We start from the raw sequence: 23,319 nt of genomic DNA on the forward strand, positions 1-23,319 counted from the left end.
GCTATTGGTTATAGCTTTTTCAGGAAAAGTCATGTGCTTGGTTAATTTCTCACCCAACGTATATATCCCTATTATAATTATTATGATAAACCCGAATGAGGTTAAATCTGCATTACAGGGGAAAACTAATACATCTGGATATCGATAAAGAAGAGATTACAGTTAGGGACATACTTAATAAACTCAATCTGTCAAGAGACTACGCCTTTGTTATAGTAAATGGAGAGATAGCGGAAGAGCATCAAGTGGTTTCAGCACAGGATGACATAAAGGTAATTAATGCAATTTCGGGAGGTTAAAAGCCACCAGCAATAGCTGGTACTACAGAGATTATATCTCCATCTTTCAACTCTGAATCCACACCCTTTAAAAACCTTATGTCCTCGTCGTTAAGGTATAGGTTAACAAATCTTCTAAGTTCACCGTTCTCATCAAGCAGACGGTCTTTAAAACCCGGATACAACTCTTCTAATCTTTCTATGGCTTCTCTGATCGTGCTAGCTTCTACTTGAACCTCGCCTTGTCCATTTGTTAATCTTCTAAGAGGTGTAGGTACTCTAACCACTACAGCCATGTTATCCTCCAATAAAAGGTTATAGTTTATTATTATAACATTTATGAATTTGCCCAATATACTCTCTTTGACTCGCCTCTTGTTAAGTCCTTTGATGTTATTTCTTGAGTTTTATGAAGCCATTACCCTGTTTATTTTCCTTTCGATAACAGATGCTATAGATGGTTACATTGCAAGAAAGTTTAAACAAGAAACCAATTTGGGTATAGTTCTGGACCCTATTGCAGACAAAATACTCCTACTTACAGCCCTATATGTGTTTACTTACAAGTTTCATATCGTGCCTTCCAGTCTGTTATTCTTTTTGCTCCTGAGAGATGGGCTTATATTACTTGGCGGTATTCACATGTTTTTGACTAAGAGGATCATACCAAAGTCCAGGCCCTTAGGTAAGCTAACTACCGCCTACATATGTGTAGCAATTCCTCTTGTAGTATTGTTCAAGGTAGAAACAATGCTCTACATTGGTTACTCTTTTATACTTCTGTCCTTCCTTGATTACCTAATGGTCTATGTGAGGGTTATAAATTCAAAAGCCGAATTTACCCCTAATCCTTAACTTAACCTCCTTGGACCTATCGGAATTAATACGCCCACCTATTGAAGTGCCACTTGATATCTTTGCTTCACCGCCCACGTAGCTTTTTCTTGGGTCCTTTAAGCTGCTTTGCTGGTATTCTATCGAAAGCTTGTCTGTTATATCCTTTGATATTTTAGTAGAAACGCCTAATTCTCCAGAGCTACCAATTTGAGGAGATACGGAAATGCTTACTTCAGTACCTAAGGTTCTTTCCAAACCCTTTGCAAGGGCTCCCATTTGGGGTATCTGGGAAGCCAGTACATCTCCGAGAGAGATTAAGCCCTCTGCCCTCCCCCCGCCCGATATCAAATCGGCTAGTATCTGTCTTGGTTCCTTTGGAGGCTCAGACCTCAGCAAAACCTTAGGATAATCTGGGTTGCCTTTTAGGTCTATTAGGACTACATATTCAGGTAATGAAGAGGCTATAGTAAGGTTTATCTCATCTTCTTTTTTACCAAATTCGTAACTGCCTGATTTGACGTGGAATTTTCTATTGAAATACCTCAGCTCTCCACCAGAGAGGGAAAATTTAATTTTGTAATCAGGGTCATTTAATTTACCTTTTACATACCCATCTAAGAAGCCGTAAATGTATCCTTCCGGCAGGTATACTCTGAGAGACTCATAGGAAGAAATTTTTAGGTCAAGGGTTATCCTTTCGCGAAATTCTTCTTTCCTATCTTTTTTTTGCTTTGGAAAACTTTGCACGAATACTATGCCCCCCAAGCTAAGTTCCGAAGTTAACCTAAAGTTCTGATAATCTGTTTCCAAATATCCCCTACCTCTTAAGAGCACATTTCCTCTGAGGTTAGCGTCGTTGTATATTATGGGAATCCTTTCCAAGCTAAAATCTGCCGTTAGTTTTCTCTCTGTTCCCTGTGCTTCTATTTTGAAAGAAGATCCATTCCCTGTAAAGTTCACAGATCCCTTGAATATGCTCCCGTCTCCAAAAAAGTAAGCATTTCCTACGAGCGGTGTACCTAAGTACCTAGATCTAAACTCAATTGGTTCTTTTGACAGAAAGGCGATGTTCAGCTTTGTTCCGTCCGTGTTTATGTAGTAGTAGAGATTGCCTATCACTGTAGTTTGAGTCTTGCTTCGAATTAGTTTAGAAGACTTTCCAAGATCAATGCTACCTTCGGAAACCAAATTAAAACCAGAAGTTGAACTGTAAAGAATTCTGGCTTGTCCATAAGCATAGCCTTGTATGTTGATTGCGGGTATTTCAGCCTTCCTCGCCTTGAAGTCAAAGGAACCCTCTGCAGGAGAGAACCTGATTATCTCTTCAGAGTTAAGTTTAACGCTTGCTCCTCCAAAGCTTAGCCTTCCATTTTCTAAATCCACTCTTCCAAAATCCAAAGTTAGCATTCCCTTTTGAGTTCTGAATCCCCTAAAAGATGCGTTTAGCTTGTCTTCTCTAATTTCTAAGCTAGCATCTACAGGGACTAAGAAACCTCTGATTTTACCCTCTCCTTTGATGCTTCCTTTAATGAACTTCTTAGCAGCTCCTTGTAGCGCATAAGACAGTCTTAATAAGCTTCCTTTTATTTCCCCTTGCCACTTTCCCTGAGTGCTAAAGCTAAAGTCTCTAAGAGAGACCTTCCCTGAACCCTTTAGTTTTTCTTCTATTGTATAGCTAAAGGTTACGTCCCCGTCTTTGATCGTTCCCCTCAACAAACCGTTCTTTAATTCAAAATCTCTATACTTTACGCTTTTCAACTCGCTAACAAATTCTCCCCCAAGTTTCCCGTCCAGACTCTTAAGGTAAAACTCTGATAGAGTCAGCAGTTCTAAACCCTCGCTTTTTACTTTTCCTTCAACTTTACCGTTTAAATTGACTTTTTTTTCATCAACCTGAATAAATATCTGACCTATTACATCTGAGATTTCTAAATCCTTCTCCTTCCAGCTAAATTCCTCCAAATCCACTTTACCTCTAAAAACCTTTTCCGTGATGGTTCCCTCACCGCTTACTTGAAAGCCATTACCCTTTCCTACAATCTGATAGCTGGAATTTTTAAAGCTTAAGTTGAATGTTAAATTTCCTATCTTTCTACCGTATGCAGAAACATTCAAAGCAGAACCAATCCCTTTGGTCTGTAGATCACCCTTTAGGTAGGATAGATCCCCTTCATAAAAAATCGTTGCACTCAGCCTATCGTCCCAATACGGAAAGCCTTTTACGCTTAGCTTCCCTATAAAATCCCTTCCATAAAACTTACCCTTGATATAAAACATTTCAGAGGTGAACTCTACTTCACCCCCCTCTCCCTGACCATAGCGGGTTTCCAACTTTACCCTTGCTGTTTTAAGGTTTATGTTATCTACCGCCAAATTTTGGACGTTTCCATCCAATCTTATGTTTTTTTCTATGAGATTAGCAAAAACACTTCCAGAAAAAAAAACCTGAAACTTTCCTCTCAACAGAAAATAAACTCTCATCAATAGCTAATCTATCCAGCACTAACTTAACCGTTCCATTGTCAAAGTCGTACTCCAAATTTCCTCTTATACCATTGCCGTCAAGGCTAAGTAAGATCTGGTTCTTTTTCCCCAATACGTAGGTATACTTTCCACTTCCTTTCAGATCTGTGTAGAACTTGTCTTTTATTTTAAGGTTGTTAGTCTGAAGTTCTAAGTCTGCTTCTATTCTAGTGTAATCTATATACCCTTTCGCTTTAGTGTTGATAGGATCAAGGCTATAAGCTCCACCGGAGAACCCCTTTATAAAACCTGTGGCGACAAAGTTCCCTTTTCTTCCTCTCCAACTCCCGCTTAGGTTAAAAAAGTACTTCTCACTTATGACCTCCGCAGATACCAAATTAAAGATCGGCCCATTCAAATAAGCTTCTTTGACCAGCACTTCAACTTTATCTGATTTACTTCCTCTTATGTAATAGGCGACTGCCCTATTCTCGGAGAATAATTTCCTGTTGTTCAAATGAGTATTGCCTACGAACACTGTTATACTTTTAGAATCGAGTGGTGAATTTACAGAAATGTAAGCTTTGTCTAAACTTATGTTTAATCTATTCAGAAGTTTGGTTAAATTTGTAAAATCATAATCAAAGGGCTCTTCAGTGGTCTTCAAGGAAACCATGATGATGGAAACCTCCTTTACTTTCAACTGGTTCTCATAGAGAATCAGATCCTTCAATCTCAAAAAGTAGGTTTTATTTCCTAAATTGGGAACAAAGAATAGTAGCTCTTTTAATCCAAGGCTTCTTTCCTTCAGGTTTATTTCAGGTCCCTCAAGTTTTAGTTCAACTTTGTAAAGTATTATATAGGGCTTTACGAACACAAAATAGATAAAAAGAATAAATAAAAGTGCATATCCGATGTACTTCATTCAAGTCCGTACATTTTTAAGTTTTCTTTTATGAGTTTTATTAACTCCATAGGAGTGTTTATGGGATAATCAAGTTCCTCTAGAATCTCTTCCGCCAACCTTCCCTTTATGTAAACTTTTTTAACTTTTTCCTTTACATCCTGAGGAGACTCTATAGGAAAGTCATTCCATTTTAACTTTTTCAGAATTAAGTATGCCCAGGTTATATCCAAGGCTTTCACAAGACTTTTAGAGAGTTCTAGTGATAGTCTAACGTCGTCTAAACCATTTTTTATTTGTCTGTAGGCTATTTTTGCTACGCTTCCTGCGGTCTGCACGTTCATATCCTTTCCTTCCTTTTCTGAAACTCCCTCAATCACTCCCATGGTGTCCTTTGAAGGTTCAGCTCTTAAAATGTTCTTTACCGTTTGAAGGGTAATATTCAACTGCTGAGCTATTTCTTGTTCTGTCTTCATATACTCTTCTTTCAAAACCACAGTATAGCAAGCTATGAGGAGTGATGGAAGCCAATTTGCAATTTTGTGCTTTACCAGATTCTGCAAACCACCCAGTATTTCCACGCTTTTTAGAAATACCCTTAGGACCAATACCTCTGTATTATCTTCCGACGGTTTGAAATGTAAGTTCATGATCTACTCTTTTAATAATCGGGGTGACGGGACTTGAACCCGTGACCTCTGGCCCCCCATGCCAGCGCGCTTCCACCTGCGCCACACCCCGTTACTTTCTTATTTTAGTACCCACCTCTGAAGTATTCAAGTACGTTAGCAATTTCCTACTAGGTTTGAGCTTAACACTGAAACCTTTTTTGTTTTTTCTTTTTACTTTTACCCTCTTCCAAGTGCCAAAGCCAGTTATTTTAACATCTTCACCCCTATTTAAGCTTAGGCTTACTTCTTTAAGCAGAAGGTTTAAAGCTTTTTCAATCAACGATTTAGAGAAAACAGGCATTTTTTCATGACATCTATGTATTATATCCTTTTTTGTCATGTTCATAACTTCATCTTTTTCTTTAAAAGCTCCCCTAAGGTAAACCCGCTTTCAGAGCCCTCGTTGATAATTTCTTCCGTTTTCTTTTCCTCCTTTGTACTTAAGGTTATCTTTGAATTGGGGGTTATGTCAATTATACGCACTTCTAGCTCGTCCCCAACCTTTATATCTTTTATATTATCAATCTCCGACAGAGGGAGCAATCCCTCCAATCCTTCTGGAAACTCCAAGAAGGCTCCAAAGGGATGTATGGAAGTTACCTTCAATTTAACCCTATCCCCAACCTTATACTTTTTAACAAAAATATCCCAAGGGTTATCCTGTAGCTGTTTTATTCCGAGTTTTACGTATTTACCTTCAAGCCCTAAAACCGCAAACTCCCTCTCTTCACCGATTTTGAGCACTTCTTCCACCCTGCCTGGCTTCACCCAAGAAAGATCACTTCTGTGAATTATACCCTTCACTCCTTCCAAATCCACTATTGCAGATGCACTCTCAAACTTCTCAACTTTGCCTTTTACCTTACTTCCCACCGGATGTTTTTGTATATATTCCTCCCAAGGTTTTGGGAGGGTTCTTTTTATGCTGAGAATAAGCTTTCTGTGTTTCGGCTCAAACTCCAAAACCTTAACATTGACCGTGTCCCACTTCTTCGGCATTTTGTTATCGTACGACACCTCATCCTTTGGAACAAAGCCCTCTACTCCTTCTAAAACCTCCACTAATACTCCTTTGTCTGTTATATCTGTTACTTTGCCAGTAAGGATCTGCCCCTTGCTTATGAGTTCCTTAGCCTTGTCCCATGGATTACCTTTCAATTCCCTAAGGCTTACAAAGATAAATTCTCCGTCTTTTGGAATTCTCTTTACTTTTACCTTTAGTCTTTCTCCTACTTCAGTATAGTTATAAGGGTTTTTGTCCCTGCCCCAAGATAGTTCTTCCTTTGGCAAGAATGCTCTTAGTGTGTTCTTTACTAAAAGTGTTATACCTTTTTCTGGATCTATTTTTATAACCTTTCCATCTATTACATCCCCAACTTTTAATTTAGCGAGTAATCGCTCCTTCCTCCTTTTTCTAATCTGTTCTATGAAATCTTTCTCAGTCAAAACAATATTAACACCACTGCTTGATACTGAAAGTTCCTTAATTTTTGCTACTACCCTTGAATTCTTCCTCAGGCCCTGTCTGGCTTCCGATTTAGGTAAAGTTGCTTTAAGCCCGCTAACATTCACTTTGTATTCGTTCTCCAGCACTTCTTCTACCCTGCCTTCTACGAATTTACCCTTCTCATAAGCCGACTTAAGAAATCCATACAACCTTTCGCTTAAGTACCTTTGGAAAGATAATACCGGTACACCCTTTGAGAATTTTACAAGTATGCCCTTTATTTCGTCATTCTCCTTTACCTCTTCAGGAAGCTCCTCTCTGGGCATTATGGCTTCCACTTTATAACCAATATCAATGTACACTGTTCTCTCATCTATTTTCACTATTCTCCCTCTTACCACTTCTCCCTTTTTCAAGGTTTTGTTTATACCAAGCTTTGTTTCCAAAAGGTTTTCGAACTTCTCTAATTCATTCATGGGAAGATTATTATAAAGCATGTTTTTTTGGATGTATAATAAAAAAATTATGCTTTCCAAGAGAGTATCTCACATAAAGCCTGCCCCCACCTTGGCCCTTACCGCTAAGGTAAATCAACTGAAGAATCAGGGGGTAGATGTGATAGGTTTTGGTGCGGGGGAACCAGACTTTGATACTCCAGAGTTTGTCAAAGAAGCGTGTATAAAAGCTTTGAAAGAGGGAAAAACAAAATATAGTCCCCCTGCCGGAATCCTTCCTCTAAGGGAAGCCCTATCAGAAAAACTTTTAAAAGAAAATGGTGTAGATTACAAGCCATCAGAAATAGTTATAACTGCAGGCGCTAAGATGGCGCTGTATTTGGTTTTTACCGCTATACTTGAAGAAGGAGATGAAGTTTTACTGCCTACCCCATACTGGGTAACCTATCCAGAGCAGATACTCCTATGCGGTGCAAAACCTAAAGAGATCGTGCTCAGCGAAGAAAGGCAATTTGTATTGACTGTAGGCGATTTACTACCACACATAACAAAAAAGACTAAGGCTTTAGTTTTGAACTCCCCATCCAATCCTACCGGAGCTGTGATTCCAGAAGAGGAGATGAGGAAGATAGCAGACCTATGTTTAAGACATAACATATTCATAATCTCAGATGAATGTTATGAAGCCTTCGTTTATGACGATGAGAGATTTGTCAGCCCTGCAAGCTTCTCCAAGGAAATCAGGGAGATAACTTTTACTGTAAATGCGTTTTCAAAGACCTATTCTATGACAGGGTGGAGGGTAGGTTATGTAGCCTGTCCTGAGAGCTTCGCTAAAGTTATTGCAGACCTTAATAGCCAAACTATTTCCAATGCAACAACTTTTGCGCAGTATGGCGCCCTTGAAGCACTGAGAAATCCGGAAGGTAAGAAATTTATCCAAGCTATGCGGGACACTTTTCAAAAAAGGAGAGATCTGGCATACGAATTGTTAAACCATATCCCAAATGTCAGCGTGGTAAAGCCAAAAGGCGCTTTTTACATATTCCCAAATCTCAGCTACTACTCTGCTAAATTAGGCTCTGATCTTGTGCTGGCAGAATTTCTGTTAGAAAAGGGCAACGTGGCTGCAGTTCCGGGATCTGCCTTTGGAAGGGATGGCTACATAAGAATTTCCTACTGCGTTTCGGATGATGTCCTCAGGCAAGGAATACTCAGAATAGCAAAAACCCTGGAGCTATTAGAAAACTGAGATTGGTCATAGTTTAGAATCCGGAAGTTTATTTAAAATATTTGCAAAACTAAAAAGGAGGTTCAAATCATGGCTCAGACTGTTAATTTAAAGGGCAGTCCAGTTGCTCTATCTGGTCCAACTTTAGAAGTGGGGCAAAGAGCTCCAGAAGCAGTCGTAGTAACAAAAGACCTTCAAGAGAAGGCAATAGGGGGTGCAAAGAGCATAGTCCAGGTTATAGTTACAGTACCCTCTTTAGATACACCTGTATGCGAGACTGAAACTAAAAAGTTCAACGAGCTGATGGCTGGCATGTCTGGTGTGGATGTAACGGTAGTATCTATGGATCTGCCCTTTGCTCAGAAGAGGTTCTGCGAGAGTTTCAACATAGGCAATGTCACAGTGGCTTCTGACTTTCGTTACAGGGATATGGAAAAGTATGGAGTTTTGATATCTGAAGGTGTGCTAAAAGGTATTCTGGCCAGGGCAATTTTTGTTATAGACAAGGAAGGAATAATAAGATACGTCCAGCTTGTTCCAGAGATAACCCAAGAACCCAACTACGAAGAAGTTGTGCAAAAAGTAAAAGAACTCCTATAAACTCTTTCCCCCTCCTGGGGGTTTTTTATAGATATAGGCTGAAGACCTTATTATCATCTTTTGAATTTAAGCTAACATCTTTAAATTTACTTTCTCTTTTTCCCTCTTGCCCTTGTCTAAACTCCCATTGAAGGGTTTTCCCGTTTATGCCAAAGAACTCTACCCTTAAACCCATTTGTGATAGGCTTTCTAAAAGCCTGTAACTTTCGTGAGGTGTGGGTAATCTAATATCTTCTTTGAGATTCAGACTTATGTTCAGCCTATCTTTAACTAACCTTATCCTTAGGTCTCCATCTTCTAACTTTACGTGAAAAACTTTGTGTTCCTGTGTGCTGTAATGCTTACTGTTTCTAACCTCTTGAGTTGCTTTTAGCTCTTCCTCAAACTTTAAACTTGAGAATTTTGAGCCATAGATATCTGGGGATTCCCTTATCTTTTCCTTACCCTTTTCAGAGTAGGAGATATCAGGCTTATCAACGTCAGGACTGTGTTTTATAACACTCTCAGTTTTAATTTGAAAACCGCTGTTTTTAAGATTTACAGGTGTTGTATGTTTATCTTCGAAGGGAACCTTCGCTTGGGCAGGATTTTCTATATCTAGGATGTTGCTAAGCTTTTCAGGGTCAAGAGTTCTGTGTATAACATTTTCTTTATTGTGTTCATTGGTTGGATCTAAAGTTTCGGTTAGTTTTGAATAGTCCAGCTCAGGTTGTGTGCTTCCCCATGCTTCATGTTCGGTATCAACAAGAAGGTGCAGAGGCATATAATGGCTAAACTTCAAAGCTTCTTTATTCTTTAAATGAACCTGAAAAGAATTTACTAGGTTAGCTATGTTTTGCTTTAAACCTATTTTAGTTAAGTTTGTATGGGGATGTATATTTTCTTCAGAGTGTATAGCTTTGCTATTTTCATTGGGTTGAAAAGCGTTTTCCCTACTCGTATCCAAAATCTGAACTACGTATGTAAATGCTTGGGCATTTTCAAGAAACCTGTCCTTAAGAGAACGTTCCCTTTTAAGTGCGCCTCCTTCCTTCAGTAAATCCTCTTCTGGCTTATCAAAGACTAAGTCATCAGTTTTAGGGTTAGACACTTCACCACTTAAGATCATGTTTAGAATATGCTCAAAGCACAAACAATGATTAGGAAAGAGATGATTAGCGCTTTGGTTTTCTAAATTAAGCACTTGCTTATTAACCCCCTCTATTATTCTCATGGTTGGAGTCTAAAATATAAGCCGATGAAGGGCTTCTGTCAATATTTTTCTGGGGGCTGTTCTAAAAAACTATCCTCTTGTGAGTCCGATACAAATTTGTAAGCTACTTTCTTTCACAAATCCAGACATAGACCAATCAACAGATTCGCGCAAGACCAAAAATATACTCAGATGCTGTCATCATAACCCTGTTTGTTTATCAGAAACAAATCAATCTGTCCTTCAGAGAAGTCTTAGAGATAGCAAAAAAACAAGGAGTCCCTACCCATCCCTTTGTGATTACTACTACAGAGTTAACACATTGGATGAAAAACTCTTAGAAAGAATTGTTGAAGAAGGCGTAGAGGAACAGAAATTAAGATGGTTAGCTCTTTTTTCCAATGTGCCATTTATAGCGGATATAAGGATATGATGCAGTAGAGATTATCCAAAGGGTTCAAGAGCTTGGCTGTGAGCCTGCTATAGGTGTTAAAGAGACTTGAGAGTGTATGGCTATGAAAATGGCTTTAGCGTGTGCTATTTGGTGGAATTTCCACATGATAGCCCTCTGGCTTTATTCTTTACTTTTATGGTGGTTTTTAATAAAGTGCAGGATTTTTAGAACAGCTCCTAACAAACTTTGCCAAGACCTCTGCACCTGCTTTTTCGTTCAAAAAGATATGCTGTATGCTTCCACCGGTTGCGAACCTTTGCGTTTGGGAGGATACTTCTATTTGCTTTGCCAAGGACTGCCCTTCATAGGGTGGTTGGAACCCAGCGGTTAAGAATACTCCCGAACCTTCTAAGCTACCACCCACGTAGATCGGCTTTTCGTTGATCTTGTAATATTCTGTATAGCTTAAAGGAAGAATAATCTCCCGAGTATAGAGCCTTATAGAACTTAAGGTCCTTGTATGCTAAGGTTGGTCCTGCAGTCTCTCCCGGTGCGTATTCAAAGTTCCAAGGCACTCCATCTTCAGCCATGAATTCGTCCAAGGTTTTGAGGATAAAGTCCGCCACTTCCTTAGCCAAGGCAATACCATCCTTATGGAAGATTCCAGACTCCTCTTCCAACAGCTTGCCATGTTTGTCATAAACCGCATAGCCAAAGTTTATCAACCCCTCGTGCTCCCCTTGAAGTGATAAAGATTTTTGTTCTTTTCTATAAACTCCCGCTTCTTGTTTAGTACACTAATAGGCTTTACCTATTACCCCTATGTAAATACCCAAGTCTGTTAAAGTTTATGTATATAACACCTATAGAGCCACTCCCGACGCCTTACCATATGGAGCCTACATTGGCAACCCTTAAAACCTCCTTTATATCCACCTGAAACCTACAGCAAAAGCTTCTCTGCATAGAAGGATCCCTTGGCTCTATCCCTCTTTCTACGAAAGGTTTGCTCATAAAGTTTTCAAAGTATGCTCCTCCGTGCTTGTCTAAGTTTTCCAGAAACTGCTTAAAGACCGAATCCTCAAAATCAAAGTCATCAGTGATCTGAACGGTTATCAGGGGAAAAGTCCATGGTCTTCCATCCGCATCCCCTTCCCACATGGCTTGCAAAAAGCCTAATGCGGTTCTGTGATAGTAGTCCGAAGGTATATCTCCGTATTTGTAAGGAAAGGGCTGCCCATCTATAACTACAAACTCCTCCTTCAAAGAAGGCGCTGGTTTTCCAAACTCTAAAGTAACGTTGGTAAATGGACTATTTCCCCCTCTGAAGGGAAGGTTTACGTTATAAAGAAAGCTCTGAAAGGCTTGGTATATATCCTCCTGCGAGTATGACCTTCCTTTTATTTTTTCTTCAAACCACACGTAAGATGCTGCTATAGTTACAAGGTCGTTCAAAGCCACCGCACCCGCTACCTCCTGCGATATTAAATAGATAAAGTTGGCGCATTGATCCAAAAGTGTTCTAAGCCTTTTTGGCAGTCTTGACCTTGGAGCTACTGCTGAAGTGGAACCAAGCCCGTTCATAGCTATGTCCCTTGCAGAAAACCCTATGCAGTATGGACCAAGCAATGCCAGCTGGTGCTGATACCACCATCCTTCCTCGTGCATCCTTGCCTCTTCCTCCGTAAGGATTTCCTTGAGCATAAAGTTTTTAAAGGCTTCGCCGGCAAGGATGTTTGAAAGCGCAGGTATAGAATACACAAGATTGGCGTTGTGCTGGGTAAGCTTGATAGCTCAATGAATTTCGGCACAAACTGTAAGTCATAGGATTTCCGACGTTTTTAAGGTTTTACCACAGGATCTTTAAGTAGCGCAGGGGCTTTTTTTCAGGCCTCCGTGTAGATTTTTTAAAATAAACCTAATGTTTGAAGATTACTTTCCTAAAGTAATAAAGGAAGCTTTAGAAGGGCTAACAAAGATTCCAACTTACGGGGAAAGAACGTCCTCAAGGTTTGTTTATAACTTCCTTAAGTTACAAAAAGAGGAGAGGGAAAAGATTTTAAGCAATTTGATTTCTTTGAGTGAAGAAATAAAAACTTGCTCTGAATGCGGATTAATCTCGGATATGGACCCTTGCAGAATATGCTCAGACCCTAAAAGAAGCAAGAAATTCATATGCGTGGTGGAAGAGTCGCAAGATGCATACGCTATAGAAAGACTGGAAAGATACACAGGAGTTTATCACGTGCTTGGTGGCAGGATCGCACCCTTGGAAGGTATATCCCCGCAGGATCTGAACATAGACAAGCTTATAGAAAGAGTAGAAACTTATAACGTTAGAGAAGTTATAATAGCTACCAATCCAAACTTAGAGGGCGAGGCAACAGCCAACTATCTTATAAAGCTTTTAAAAAGAAGGTTTAACAGGTTGAAGGTCAGCAGAATATCCCACGGATTGCAGTTTGGAAGTCTTATAGAGCTGGCAGATGATCTTTCTTTGGAAAAATCCATAGAAAAAAGGACTATCTTTCCATGATAACCTGCTTGGTTCCTTCTCTTAGCAACCCTACTATCCTGGGCACGCCTGAATTTAAATCAAAAGCATGTCCTTTGCCCAGCAAAACAACAACCTTGCTATCCTTCTCTTGTTCTAAAATTCTCACTATTTTCAAAGCCATTGCGTTATCCCATGCTAACTGCACATCGTAAAATCTTTTTTCTTCTACAGGTGGATGATTCTTTAAAACGGACTTTAGCCTTTCCTTCTCTTGTGGAGTGTGCTCATAGATCCTTTCTGGAAGCATCGGATCTTTTACCTTTTCTAAGCCCTCTGCTCCTATTCTTCTTACAAGCTCCGTGGATATGTTTATTGCGTATATTTTTATTCCCCTTTCTTTAGCAAATCGCCATATTGGTGCGTAATATTCTTGATTAAAGCCCCATCTTTTTCTGTATTCTGTTTTTTCCAACATCTCCTCCTCCGAGATTTTTCCAGAGATATATTCGTCCAAATATTTCTGAAAGGGTTGTTGAAACATTTCCATGGCTATCACTATTCTGTAGCCTTCCCGATGTAGCTTTCTTATAACTTCCTCCTGGAATTTGTGATCCTGAATACTGTCGTGTTCTTCTGGTAGATATATCACGCTCGCATCTCTGTATGAATTGGATGAAGATATCTTAAAAAGAGTCAGGCTAAGAATCATCAAAACTAAACTCCATCTGAATAGCATTTTCTCCATCTGAATAATAATATTTCCTCTCACCTATTATGCGAAAATTTAATGATTGATAAAGTCTTATAGCTCTTATGTTTGATTTTCTAACGTCCAGAAATACCCTTTTAACCTCCGCTTTTAACCTGTCCAGCATCTCCCTAAGAAACTTCTTGCCTATTCCTCTACCCCAATAATCTTTATCCACGCTAAAAGTCATTAGATGTGCTTCTTCTTCTATGATCCAAAAGATTGAGTAAGCTACGATTTTCCCATCTATTTCCGCTACAAATTTTCTGGAATAAGGAAGTTTAAACTCCCTTTCAAACCCTTCCTTACTCCACGCATCTGTGGTAAAGTTTTCTTTGTTTATCCTAAAAACTTCTGGCAAATCTTCTTCTTTCATTTCTCTAACTTCCAACAGCATCAGAAGATATAATTTTACACATGCATAAGTTTGATCCAGAAAAACTAAAAAAGCTTGATGATCCCGAAAGGCTTAAGCTCTTTGATCCAGAGAGAGTGCTAAAAGAGTTTGGCCTTAAGCCAGGCATGGTGGTACTTGATGTGGGAACGGGCGCGGGCTTTTACCTTCCTTATATTTCAAAGTTAGTCCAAGACCAAGGCAAAGTATACGCAATAGACATTAGCCAAGAGGCGGTAGATTATACAAAAAACAAGGTTAAAGAGCTCGGACTAAAAAACGTAGAGATCCTAAAATCCGAAGAAAATCACATACCTCTTCCGGACAATACGGTAGATTTTGTTTACATGGCTTTTGTATTCCATGAGCTTGAAGATCCTGTGAGATTCTTAAAAGAGCTTGAGCGTGTGAGTAAGCCTACGGGATATTTAGCGCTAATAGACTGGAAAAAAGAAGAGAGAGATAAGGGACCTCCACCCGAAGAAGTCTATTCTGAATGGGAGGTGGGTATGATTTTAGAAGAAGCTGGATTAAGGGTAGGTAGAGTGGTGGAAATAGGAAAGTATGCCTATGGTTTCTATGCTGTGTTTTTAAAACAAAATTTATTATGAGGAGAGAAATACAAAAGCTTTGGCATACTGCCATCCCTTACGCCCACATAGCCTGCATTGACCTTTCGGACAACCTTGTTATCATTCAAACTAATAGCGTGGAAAGATTGATAATAAGGATGGATGATAAACAAACAGCAGAACGGCTGTTTGAGGATATTCTCTCTTTTATAGAGCGTCTTTACATAGTTTAGGCATTATATTAGTATTCTTTTTTCGTATATCAAAAATAGACTGAAAACTGCAGTGAAGATTATAGGTCCCAAGAATATACCTACAAAACCAAAGGATATAAGACCGCCAACTATGGCAAAAAACAGAACAATATAAGGCATATCTATTCCTATCTTCATTACAAGAGGGCGGATTAGATTGTCCACTGAGGAAACCACCAGAGCCCCCCAGAGTAAAAGAAAGATCCCGCCCTTAAAGCTTTGGGTTATAAAAAGATAAATCGTAGATGGCACCCAAACTGCTGCAGCACCAAAAGGAGGAACGAAGGAAGCAAAAAAGGTCAAAAGACCCAGCAAAGGATAATACTTAATACCTGCTATCGCATAACCTATGGCAGAGAGTATGCCCTGTACAATACCCACTGCCACCGCTCCATAAGCTGTAGCCAGAACAGTTTTATAAACTGTGTTGAACACTTCATACACATCTTCCCTATGCATGGGAATAAACCTTTCAATAAACTTGGCAAATTTTTCTCCGTCTCTGAGAATGAAAAAGAGAGTAATTAAAAAGACAAAGCTTTTAAAAAGAAAAGAACCAACGGAAGTGAGCATGCCTGTAGAAAATTGAAGCAATCTCTGAGTTAGATCTCTTATCAGATTACCAACAATGGATTTAAATTCTTCTAATTCTATATATTCCAAAATTCTTCTAAGATCTTCTTGTTCTACAAACTCTTCCAACCTCAGTCTATTTACCAACTCTTGAAAATACTCTTGATAGCTGTGGTTTTGAATTATGTTCAAAAGCCTACTCAACAGTTCTATCGCCTGATTTAACACTATCGCACCTAAAATACCAAAAGGGATCACTATGACCAAAAGCACAAAAATAGTTAGGATCAGGGCTGAAACCGTTTTCCATCTGACATAATTTTTAAGTTTTAAGTTTATAGGATAAAGGGCGAATGAAAAGATTAAAGCCCATAGGATTGGCGTAAGAAAAGGTAAAAGCATGTAAAAGACCACCAGCAAAAGTCCAAAAGTGCTTGCCAGCAGAAAGTATTTAAAGAACTTCTCTTTTTCCATCGTTTCAGGTAAATTATATGCAAAGATGAAGGCATACAAGTTGGGGAAAGTTGGAAATTTATTATCCACTTCTTTGTTTCATGCATGTGCAAGGCTTGATATGTTTGGACTAATTTTGGTAGAACCAGAGGACACCTACGTTAGCCTTGGTTATTTTGACAACATTCAAGAAATTTTGGACTTAGAAAGGATAAAATCTTTGGGCATTCCCGTAATAAGAAGGGAAATAGGGGGCGGGACCGTGCTTTTGGCCCCCGGCCAAGTCTTTTATCAGCTTGTAATTCCCAAAGGTCTGGCACCTTTTAAGGTAGAAGAAGCTTACAGACATTTTTCTAAGCCGGTCCTGGAGACTTACAGAAAGTTAGGCTTGGAGGTAGAATACAAGCCTATCAACGACATAGTAGTAAAAAGTAACCAAAGAAAGATAAGTGGGCAAGGTGCGGGAGACATACACAAGGCTTTTGTCTTTGTTGGAAACATTCTCCTAAGGTTCAATACAGAGCTTATGGCAGAAGTTTTAAAAGTGCCAAACAAGGATTTTGTTAAAAAAGTATTGGATGAGAACTTAACTTGGGTGGAAAGGGAGAAAGGAAAAGCACCGGATTTTTGGGAGGTGGCAGACATTCTTGAATTTGAGTTTAAAAAACTTTTGCCTTTGGAAACCTGTCAGGAAATTCCAGAGGAAGCTCTAAAACTGGCAGAAAAGTTAAAAGAGGAGCTTACTTCAGAAGAGCTTTTGTTTGAGGAAACAGGAAGAAAGCATAGGCTGATAAAGATAAGAGAGGGGGTTTTCTTAAGAAACAAACGTATGAAAGTTAATGGGAGAGAGCTTAGCATTAGTATGATAGTGGAAGGTCAGGCGATAAGGTTTTGTAAGCTAAATGGATTGGAGTTTGAAAACCTTGAAAAAGAAGTTGTGGGTCTTAATTATGACCAAGAGTCTATAAAAGTTGTTCTTGAGAGGTTCAATGCTGGCTTTCTTTTGCCCCTTTTTTGGGATTAGATAAAGACTTTAAGTGTTTCCTCTTGTTCTGTAAGGAATGGGTATATACTGAACAGAGGGCACCTGCGCACCAATAGGTTGAGGATATAGATCCATCAGCTGATACACCTCTTCTGGCACCTCTGTGGAAATGTTCAAACCAAGCTCTCTGAGCTTTTCCACTCCCAAGGGAAAGTCATGAGTGTATTTGCCCGTAGCAAGCTCCAGAGCAATTCTTTCTGCCTTTTCTTCGTCCATACCGTTTTCTGTAAGAAGCCACTTTACATAGCTAACCATCTGCTTTATAGCCTTTTCTGCTATATCCGCCATTATTATTGTTTGATCGTCTATGTCTTTCAATTCCTTTTTCTCTAAGACCTTGATTACAGACGCAGCCGGAATGCCTTGCAATTGGGGATCTACTGGACCTAAAACTGCGTTTGGATCCATCACTATCTCATCGGCTGCAAGAGCTATGAGAGTTCCACCAGACATAGCATAGTGCGGGATTATTACCCTAACAGGTCCTTTGTGTTTTACTAAGGCATTGGCTATCTGTGTGGAGGCAAGAGCCAAACCCCCTGGTGTGTGTATTATAAGGGCTATGGGCATTTCGGGTGGTGTAAGTCTGATGGCTCTCAAAACTTGTTCAGAATCCTCAATGCTTATATACCTTATCAAGGGGATGCCAAAAAATCCTACACTCTCCTGTCTGTGTATGAGAGTTATTACTCTGCTCTGCATTCTTTCTTCTAGCGCTCTTATAAGCGCTTCCCTCGCTTTGTTTAAAGCATACCTACGTAATATAGGTATCAAAAAGAAAAACAGAAAAATAAACCAAAGTAAAAGGTTGATGATTGAATAAGCTGGATTTAATACACTTGGTTCCATGCGGTGTTATTATAATCTCGATGGAAGAAAAGAGAGTTTCTTTTAGGCTATCCGACAGAGAGCACACCTACGTAGCTCAAACCAGCTACGGGGAGCTTTTGGTGGGAGAGGTGGGTTTCAGAAGGGATGAGCACCCAAGAGTTTATACGAACATAAAGATAGATGTTGAAGTTGTAGGAAAGGACATAAGTCCAAAGGCGGTAGAAGATGCTGTGAAACTTTCCCTTGAGAAATATTGTAGTGTTAATGCTATGCTAAAAAACTATGTTAATATAGAAGTTCAATGGAAAGTTTTGAACTCAAACTCTTAGGACCCATGCTTATAATAGCTGGTCCCTGTGTGATAGAAAACGAAAGGGTGGTGTTTGAGACTGCAGAGCACATAAAAAGACTCTCCGAAGATTTTCCAGAGTTTGGCTTTTACTTTAAGTCATCCTTTGACAAAGCCAACAGGTCTTCTGTAAAGTCCTTCAGAGGTCCTGGGCTGGAGGAAGGACTAAGAATATTACAAAGAGTTAAAGAAGAGTTTGGATTGAAAGTCACCACGGACGTGCACGAAACCTGGCAAGTAAAACCTACCGCAGAAGTAGTAGATCTTATTCAGGTGCCTGCCTTTTTAAGCAGGCAAACGGACTTAATCTTGGAGTGTGCAAGAAGTGGTAAGCCCGTTAATGTGAAGAAGGGTCAGTTTATGGCACCTTGGGATGCAAAGAACATTGTGGAAAAACTCAAAGTTGGTGGAGCGGTAGATTTTTACATCACCGAAAGGGGTGTTTCCTTTGGATACAACAACTTGGTGGTGGATTTTAGGAGCTTAGTGATCATGTCTCAATTCACAAAGGTTATATTTGATGCTACACACAGCGTTCAGCTGCCGGGCGGTGCTGGTGATAGGTCCTCCGGTCAGAGGGAGTTCGTTATTCCACTCATAAAAGCGGCGGTGGCGGTTGGTTGCGATGGTATTTTTATGGAGGTGCATCCCGATCCAGACAAAGCCCTTTCCGACGGACCAAACATGCTACCACTGTCCAGCTTAAGGCATGTGCTTGAGACCATAAGGACCATAAAGAATGCCCTCTCTACCTTATCCTTTCAACCTCAGGCTCAACCTCTATTGGATAAACACCACTAAAACAAGCATCGCAAAAGTTTCTGTAATCTTCAACACAGCTTCTTAAACCTTCAAGAGAGAGATATCTTAGAGAGTCTGCACCTATAAACTTAGCTATTTCTTCCACGCTAAATCTGGTGGCTATCAGCTCCTCTTTTGTTGGTGTGTCTATACCGTAATAGCATGGACCTATAACTGGCGGCGATGCTATGCGCATATGAACTTCCTTTGCACCAGCCCTTCTAAGCATGCTAACTATCTTCTTAGAAGTGGTGCCCCTGACCAAGGAGTCGTCTATTACTATCACCCTCTTGTCTTTCAGAACCGAAGGATTGGAATTTAACTTCATGAGCACTTTTATGTCTCTGAGTTCCTGCGTAGGCTCTATAAAGCTCCTTCCTACGTAGTGATTTCTTATAAGCCCAAGCTCTAAGGGAATGCCGCTTTTTTGGGAAAAGCCTATTGCGGGCACCACACCAGAGTCTGGGACGGGCACCACCACGTCTGCCTCAATTTCCTCTTCCAGAGCCAGCCTTTCCCCCATCTTCTTTCTTATTTGATAAACCCAATCGTTGAAGATAAAGCTCTCTGGCTTTGAAAAGTAGACGAATTCAAAGATACACATAGCCCTTTTCTTGGACTGTGAAAAAATATAGCTTCTTATACCCTTTTTATCTACCACTATTAACTCTCCAGGCTTTACTTCCCTCCAAAGATCCGCACCAAGTATGTCAAAGGCACAGCTTTCAGACGCAAACAGCACGGCGTTTTTTAGCCTTCCCATAAGAAGCGGTCTAAAACCAAGGGGATCCCTAACCGCAATGAGCTTATCTTTTAGTAGAAAAAGAGCGCTGTAAGCACCATTAACCTTATTCAAGGTATAGAATATGTAAGGCAGTATTTCCCTATCTTCCGGGTGAAGCGTTATTCCCTCTGGTGCATCCTTTCCCTTTCCTATCAAAGAAAGAAAAAGCTCAGTGTCCGAATCGTATTCAAAACTCTCTCCAATTTGCAAAAGCTCTTGCTTTAAACTTTTGAAGTTAGTTAGGTTTCCGTTGTGAGCAACTGCCACCTCTCCTATGAGCGTTTTTTTTAAAATAGGTTGGGCGTTAAAATCTCCAGACCTGCCGGCGGTTGCGTATCTCACGTGGGCTATGGCTATAGAACCACTCATACCTTCAAGGTCCTCTCCCTTTATGGCAGACAGCACTAAACCTGCCTTTTTTACGAGTTTTATATTTTCAAAGTCCGAAACTGCTATACCTACGCTTTCCTGGCCTCTGTGTTGAAGAGCGTATATGCCATAAAAGGCGTATTTTTCAGCGTTCTGCGCGCCAAAAATGCCAAAGATACCGCACATGGCAATTAATTTAATCCAAGCTTATTCCAAAGCTCGTCTATTTTTTTCTTTACTTCTTCAGACATCTCTATCTCTTTTGGCCAAACTCTTGTGTAGCCTTCACTTGACCACTTTGATGTAGCATCTATGATCATCTTTCCACCAAAGCCTACCTCATTGGTGCTGTGATCTAAAACATCTATGGGACCCTTTAGGATCTGCACGTCTCTAATTGGGTCTACGTTGTTGCCCCAAGCCCAAAGGACCTGCGCAAAGTCATGAACGTCTATGTGCTCGTCAAAGACAACTACGTGTTTGGTTAAAGACATCAAGCCCAAACCAAGTAGAGCGTATGCTACCTTGAAGGCATGTCCAGGATACCGCTTCTTTATGGACACAAAGCAGAAGTTATGAAAACAGCCTTCCGCTGGAAGATGATAATCTACCACCTCAGGCAGGTTAAACTTTATGAGAGGCAAGAATATTCTCTCTGTGGCCCAGCCTATGTACTTGTCCTCTTGGGGTGGTTTCCCCACAATGGTTGCCAGGTATATTGGGTCCTTTCTGTGGAGTATGGCGGTTATGTGCATTTTTGGGTATTTATCCACAGGTGTGTAAAAGCCAGTGTGATCCCCAAAGGGACCTTCATCTACTAAGGGTTCTTGTGGATCTACATATCCTTCAATGACTATCTCCGCATGGGCTGGATACTCTAAATCTACGGTTAAGCCCTTTACGAGCTCCACTCCTTCCTCTCTTATAAGACCAGCAAACAGGTATTCATCCACCTCTGGCGGAAGTGGGGCAGAGGACACGTAAGATAGCACTGGATCTCCACCTATGGCTATAGCTACCTCAAGACGCTTACCCAATCTCTTTGCCTTCCAGTAGTGGTGATTTCCATCCTTGTGGATCTGCCAATGAAGAGCAAGCTCTGTAGGAGACAAGACCTGCACTCTGTAAAGCCCTACGTTTCTTATGCCGCTTTCTGGGTCCTTGGTGATAACCTGCCCAAAGGTGATGTACCTTCCCCCGTCTTCTGGCCAGCATTGAAGAATAGGAAACTCTAAGATGTCTATATTATCCTTTTTTATCACCTCCCTGACCGGACCGTCTTTTACAGTTTTGGGCAAAGCGTCGTTTAACTTTTTAAGCTCAGGCAAGCGTTTTAGTTTTTCTAAAAAAGTGTGGGGAATTTCTGGCCTTAAGAGTTTGTATAGCTTCCAACCTATGTCTTCCAGCCTTTCATAACCAAGGGCAAGCTTTATTCTTTTTTCAGAGCCGAGCATGTTGGTAAGCACTGGAATAGAGTAGTCCTTGACTTTCTCAAAAAGAAGAGCTTTCCCTCCTTTTGGCATCTTGCAAACTCTATCCGTTATTTCTGTAATCTCAAGTATGGGAGAAACCTCAATCTTTATCCTTGCCAGTTCTCCTTCCCTTTCAAGCCTTTTTAAAAATTCCCTCAGATCCTTATAAGGCATAAGCTACTCCATAATACACAGGTCTTCTCTGCACCTTACTTGCGGTGCAGAAGTTAGCTTTTTGGAAACATCAAAAAGAAGCATTTTTATAAAATTTCTTATGGACTGTCTTACTTCGTATAGCTCTTTTATCCTTTTAGAAAGCTCCTGAGCCTTTTGGCCTTCCCCACTTTGCAAATGACATTCTAACCTTCTTATTAACTTCTCCGTGGTTTCATCGCAATGCACCAAAGCCATAGCTAAGTGTTTCAGAGAACACCAAAGGCTCTCAAGCTTGCTTCTGAACTCTTCTTTCTCTGCCGTTCCTTCTATTTTCAACGCAGAAAAGAGAATATCTCCTACCATCTTTCTTTTGTTCCTTAGCTCGTCTATCATAGGTATTAGGTCTTCTACCTTAGTCTCTCCCTCTATCTCCATAAGATGCTGTTCAGCTTGAGCTAAATGAGCTATCAAGTATATTGCTTCTTCTACAAGCGCCTCTTCCCATACACCAGCCATAGGCTTAATTATAAAACTTCCCTTTTTATTCTCTTTGACAGATTGCACATTATTTCGTAGGGTATAGTCCCAGCCGTTTTGGCAAGGTCTGTAAAGCTTTGGTTTTCCCCAACTATCTCTACCCAGTCCCCAACCTTTGCATCGGTCCCAGTTAGATCTACCATAGTCATATCCATGGTTATGTTCCCTATAATATTCAGTGGTTTTCCTTTGTAGTATAGCTTGCCCTTGTTGGAAAGACTTTTCATTAGCCCATCTGCGTAGCCAAAGGCTACCACTCCTACCAAAGCATCCCTTTCAAGCGTATAAGTCCTTGAGTATGAAATAGGGTATCCTCTTGGGAGCTTTTTAACAGACGTCAGCCGAGCTTTTAGGCTAAGAGCTTGTGCCAGCTGGATGGGATAGTTAGCAAGGGGTTTCTCTCCGTATATTGCAAGTCCTACCCTTATGTGAGTGGTGTACGGTACTTTGTAGATAACACCTGCAGAGCTTTCAAGGTGGATGTACTTTATGTTTCTATATCTATAATATCTAACGATTTTTTCAAATCTTTCTATCTGCTTTTTGGAAAACTCTTCCTCCGCAGGTGAAGAAAGGTGGGACAAAACTCCCTCCACCCTTGGATCCTCTATGATCTCTTCCAAAAAACCCAACCTTCCCATACCCGTGTCGTATTTTACATGAATGGGAACATTTACTCCCTCCAAAGCCTTTAGATGTTCAAAATGTGAAACTACAGGTCTAAGAAAGTATTCCTCAATAGCCTTTTCCTCTCCTTTTAGCACACCACCAAGGACAAGTATAGGTTTTTTTATACCAAGCTTTCTGAGCTCCACGCCCTCTTCCACGCAGGCAACCGCAAAAAACTCCACTTCTTTAATGCCTTCTAATATCTTTGCTATATGTCTTACTCCTACTCCATAGGCATCGGACTTTACAACCGCGATGATGGGCTTTTGGGAGAATTGTGAAAGACTTTTTACGTTGAACTCAATAGCCTTGCTGTCTATGCTTAAGATGCTCCGCGACATTG

Annotated in this window: 29 protein-coding genes and 1 tRNA gene; 11 read left to right on the plus strand and 19 right to left on the minus strand. The window is 40.2% G+C overall.

What is annotated here, in order from left to right:
- The first annotated feature begins 95 nt into the window (after positions 1–95).
- Positions 96–299 carry a MoaD/ThiS family protein gene (locus V7P40_RS05405; protein ID WP_333784957.1) on the plus strand — a complete coding sequence of 68 codons (204 nt, stop codon included), beginning with the start codon at positions 96–98 and terminating at the stop codon, positions 297–299.
- On the opposite strand, the gene V7P40_RS05410 is transcribed toward V7P40_RS05405, so the two are convergent.
- Positions 296–574, minus strand: a complete 279-nt coding sequence (locus V7P40_RS05410; protein ID WP_333784958.1) for a MoaD/ThiS family protein — start codon at positions 572–574, stop codon at positions 296–298. The genes V7P40_RS05405 and V7P40_RS05410 overlap by 4 nt on opposite strands.
- 43 nt (positions 575–617) lie before the next feature.
- On the opposite strand from V7P40_RS05410, the gene V7P40_RS05415 reads away from it, so the two are divergent.
- Positions 618–1,133 (plus strand): CDP-alcohol phosphatidyltransferase family protein, encoded by a 516-nt coding sequence (locus V7P40_RS05415; protein WP_333784959.1) that lies wholly within the window; start codon positions 618–620, stop codon positions 1,131–1,133.
- Here V7P40_RS05415 and V7P40_RS05420 read toward each other — a convergent pair.
- The 6 genes from V7P40_RS05420 to V7P40_RS05445 form a co-directional block, all read right to left on the minus strand.
- A complete protein-coding gene (locus V7P40_RS05420) occupies positions 1,104–3,596 on the minus strand; it encodes a translocation/assembly module TamB domain-containing protein (protein ID WP_333784960.1) in 2,493 nt (830 codons plus the stop codon). The two genes, V7P40_RS05415 and V7P40_RS05420, sit on opposite strands and share 30 nt — an antisense overlap.
- A complete protein-coding gene (locus V7P40_RS05425) occupies positions 3,532–4,503 on the minus strand; it encodes a hypothetical protein (RefSeq protein WP_333784961.1) in 972 nt (323 codons plus the stop codon). The genes V7P40_RS05420 and V7P40_RS05425 overlap by 65 nt, the downstream gene beginning before the upstream one ends.
- The gene (locus V7P40_RS05430) at positions 4,500–5,132 is read right to left on the minus strand and encodes a bacterio-opsin activator (protein ID WP_333784962.1); all 633 of its coding nucleotides are present in this window, start codon (positions 5,130–5,132) and stop codon (positions 4,500–4,502) included. The genes V7P40_RS05425 and V7P40_RS05430 overlap by 4 nt, the downstream gene beginning before the upstream one ends.
- Before the next feature lie 18 nt (positions 5,133–5,150).
- Positions 5,151–5,223, minus strand: a tRNA-Pro gene (locus V7P40_RS05435).
- Positions 5,224–5,493, minus strand: coding sequence for an HU family DNA-binding protein (locus tag V7P40_RS05440; protein WP_333784963.1), 270 nt, complete (start codon positions 5,491–5,493; stop codon positions 5,224–5,226). It lies immediately after the preceding tRNA gene.
- A 2-nt stretch (positions 5,494–5,495) separates the two neighbouring features.
- Positions 5,496–7,076, minus strand: a complete 1,581-nt coding sequence (locus V7P40_RS05445; protein ID WP_333784964.1) for a S1 RNA-binding domain-containing protein — start codon at positions 7,074–7,076, stop codon at positions 5,496–5,498.
- Between the two features lie 49 nt (positions 7,077–7,125).
- On the opposite strand from V7P40_RS05445, the gene V7P40_RS05450 reads away from it, so the two are divergent.
- The gene (locus V7P40_RS05450) at positions 7,126–8,307 is read left to right on the plus strand and encodes a pyridoxal phosphate-dependent aminotransferase (RefSeq protein ID WP_333785023.1); all 1,182 of its coding nucleotides are present in this window, start codon (positions 7,126–7,128) and stop codon (positions 8,305–8,307) included.
- Between the two features lie 69 nt (positions 8,308–8,376).
- The gene (tpx, locus tag V7P40_RS05455; RefSeq protein WP_333784965.1) at positions 8,377–8,886 is read left to right on the plus strand and encodes a thiol peroxidase; all 510 of its coding nucleotides are present in this window, start codon (positions 8,377–8,379) and stop codon (positions 8,884–8,886) included.
- 25 nt (positions 8,887–8,911) lie between these two features.
- Here tpx and V7P40_RS05460 read toward each other — a convergent pair whose 3' ends face one another.
- Complete coding sequence (locus V7P40_RS05460) at positions 8,912–9,994, minus strand: hypothetical protein (RefSeq protein WP_333784966.1); 1,083 nt, start codon at positions 9,992–9,994, stop codon at positions 8,912–8,914.
- Positions 9,995–10,178: 184 nt separating this feature from the next.
- On the opposite strand from V7P40_RS05460, the gene V7P40_RS05465 reads away from it, so the two are divergent.
- Positions 10,179–10,511, plus strand: a complete 333-nt coding sequence (locus V7P40_RS05465; RefSeq protein WP_333784967.1) for a hypothetical protein — start codon at positions 10,179–10,181, stop codon at positions 10,509–10,511.
- Between the two features lie 166 nt (positions 10,512–10,677).
- Here V7P40_RS05465 and V7P40_RS05470 read toward each other — a convergent pair whose 3' ends face one another.
- The 3 genes from V7P40_RS05470 to nrdD all read right to left on the minus strand — a co-directional run bounded on the left by V7P40_RS05470 (position 10,678) and on the right by nrdD (position 12,233).
- Positions 10,678–10,896 (minus strand): hypothetical protein, encoded by a 219-nt coding sequence (locus V7P40_RS05470; protein ID WP_333784968.1) that lies wholly within the window; start codon positions 10,894–10,896, stop codon positions 10,678–10,680.
- The gene (locus V7P40_RS05475; RefSeq protein WP_333784969.1) at positions 10,886–11,197 is read right to left on the minus strand and encodes a hypothetical protein; all 312 of its coding nucleotides are present in this window, start codon (positions 11,195–11,197) and stop codon (positions 10,886–10,888) included. Before V7P40_RS05475 ends, V7P40_RS05470 begins: the two co-directional genes overlap by 11 nt.
- A gap of 160 nt (positions 11,198–11,357) precedes the next feature.
- A complete protein-coding gene (nrdD, locus tag V7P40_RS05480) occupies positions 11,358–12,233 on the minus strand; it encodes an anaerobic ribonucleoside-triphosphate reductase (protein WP_333784970.1) in 876 nt (291 codons plus the stop codon).
- Positions 12,234–12,393: 160 nt separating this feature from the next.
- Between nrdD and recR the strand changes: the two genes are divergently transcribed.
- Positions 12,394–13,008, plus strand: coding sequence for a recombination mediator RecR (gene recR / locus V7P40_RS05485; RefSeq protein ID WP_333784971.1), 615 nt, complete (start codon positions 12,394–12,396; stop codon positions 13,006–13,008).
- Here the strand turns inward: recR and V7P40_RS05490 are convergent.
- Both V7P40_RS05490 and rimI read right to left on the minus strand, forming a co-directional pair.
- Positions 12,995–13,714 carry a ChaN family lipoprotein gene (locus tag V7P40_RS05490; protein WP_333784972.1) on the minus strand — a complete coding sequence of 240 codons (720 nt, stop codon included), beginning with the start codon at positions 13,712–13,714 and terminating at the stop codon, positions 12,995–12,997. The genes recR and V7P40_RS05490 overlap by 14 nt on opposite strands.
- Positions 13,668–14,114, minus strand: coding sequence for a ribosomal protein S18-alanine N-acetyltransferase (rimI, locus tag V7P40_RS05495; RefSeq protein WP_333784973.1), 447 nt, complete (start codon positions 14,112–14,114; stop codon positions 13,668–13,670). Before rimI ends, V7P40_RS05490 begins: the two co-directional genes overlap by 47 nt.
- 20 nt (positions 14,115–14,134) lie before the next feature.
- On the opposite strand from rimI, the gene V7P40_RS05500 reads away from it, so the two are divergent.
- Together V7P40_RS05500 and V7P40_RS05505 are read left to right on the plus strand one after the other, a co-directional pair.
- Positions 14,135–14,722 (plus strand): methyltransferase domain-containing protein, encoded by a 588-nt coding sequence (locus V7P40_RS05500; RefSeq protein WP_333784974.1) that lies wholly within the window; start codon positions 14,135–14,137, stop codon positions 14,720–14,722.
- Positions 14,719–14,916 carry a hypothetical protein gene (locus tag V7P40_RS05505; protein ID WP_333784975.1) on the plus strand — a complete coding sequence of 66 codons (198 nt, stop codon included), beginning with the start codon at positions 14,719–14,721 and terminating at the stop codon, positions 14,914–14,916. The genes V7P40_RS05500 and V7P40_RS05505 overlap by 4 nt, the downstream gene beginning before the upstream one ends.
- Before the next feature lie 3 nt (positions 14,917–14,919).
- Here the strand turns inward: V7P40_RS05505 and V7P40_RS05510 are convergent, their stop codons facing one another.
- Positions 14,920–15,984, minus strand: a complete 1,065-nt coding sequence (locus V7P40_RS05510) for an AI-2E family transporter (RefSeq protein WP_333784976.1) — start codon at positions 15,982–15,984, stop codon at positions 14,920–14,922.
- Positions 15,985–16,009: 25 nt separating this feature from the next.
- On the opposite strand from V7P40_RS05510, the gene V7P40_RS05515 reads away from it, so the two are divergent.
- Positions 16,010–16,987, plus strand: coding sequence for a biotin/lipoate A/B protein ligase family protein (locus V7P40_RS05515; RefSeq protein ID WP_333784977.1), 978 nt, complete (start codon positions 16,010–16,012; stop codon positions 16,985–16,987).
- 9 nt (positions 16,988–16,996) lie between these two features.
- Here the strand turns inward: V7P40_RS05515 and V7P40_RS05520 are convergent, their stop codons facing one another.
- Positions 16,997–17,857, minus strand: a complete 861-nt coding sequence (locus V7P40_RS05520) for an ATP-dependent Clp protease proteolytic subunit (RefSeq protein WP_333784978.1) — start codon at positions 17,855–17,857, stop codon at positions 16,997–16,999.
- A 20-nt stretch (positions 17,858–17,877) separates the two neighbouring features.
- On the opposite strand from V7P40_RS05520, the gene V7P40_RS05525 reads away from it, so the two are divergent.
- Both V7P40_RS05525 and kdsA read left to right on the plus strand, forming a co-directional pair.
- Entirely contained in the window at positions 17,878–18,168 is a 291-nt protein-coding gene (locus V7P40_RS05525; protein WP_333784979.1) for an OsmC family protein, read from the plus strand.
- 5 nt (positions 18,169–18,173) lie between these two features.
- The gene (gene kdsA, locus V7P40_RS05530) at positions 18,174–18,989 is read left to right on the plus strand and encodes a 3-deoxy-8-phosphooctulonate synthase (RefSeq protein ID WP_333785024.1); all 816 of its coding nucleotides are present in this window, start codon (positions 18,174–18,176) and stop codon (positions 18,987–18,989) included.
- On the opposite strand, the gene purF is transcribed toward kdsA, so the two are convergent.
- Genes purF through alr form a run of 4 tightly spaced genes read right to left on the minus strand, consistent with a single transcriptional unit; the run spans position 18,937 to position 23,317 of the window.
- Positions 18,937–20,328, minus strand: coding sequence for an amidophosphoribosyltransferase (gene purF / locus V7P40_RS05535; protein ID WP_333784980.1), 1,392 nt, complete (start codon positions 20,326–20,328; stop codon positions 18,937–18,939). The genes kdsA and purF overlap by 53 nt on opposite strands.
- Positions 20,329–20,333: 5 nt before the next feature.
- Complete coding sequence (locus V7P40_RS05540; RefSeq protein WP_333784981.1) at positions 20,334–21,788, minus strand: menaquinone biosynthesis decarboxylase; 1,455 nt, start codon at positions 21,786–21,788, stop codon at positions 20,334–20,336.
- A gap of 3 nt (positions 21,789–21,791) precedes the next feature.
- On the minus strand, positions 21,792–22,286 hold the full coding sequence (locus tag V7P40_RS05545) for a hypothetical protein (RefSeq protein WP_333784982.1): 495 nt from the start codon (positions 22,284–22,286) through the stop codon (positions 21,792–21,794).
- Positions 22,287–22,294: 8 nt separating this feature from the next.
- Positions 22,295–23,317, minus strand: coding sequence for an alanine racemase (gene alr / locus V7P40_RS05550; RefSeq protein ID WP_333784983.1), 1,023 nt, complete (start codon positions 23,315–23,317; stop codon positions 22,295–22,297).
- Positions 23,318–23,319: the final 2 nt, after the last annotated feature.

Source organism: Thermocrinis sp. (genome assembly GCF_036781485.1).
Lineage (GTDB): Bacteria > Aquificota > Aquificia > Aquificales > Aquificaceae > Thermocrinis.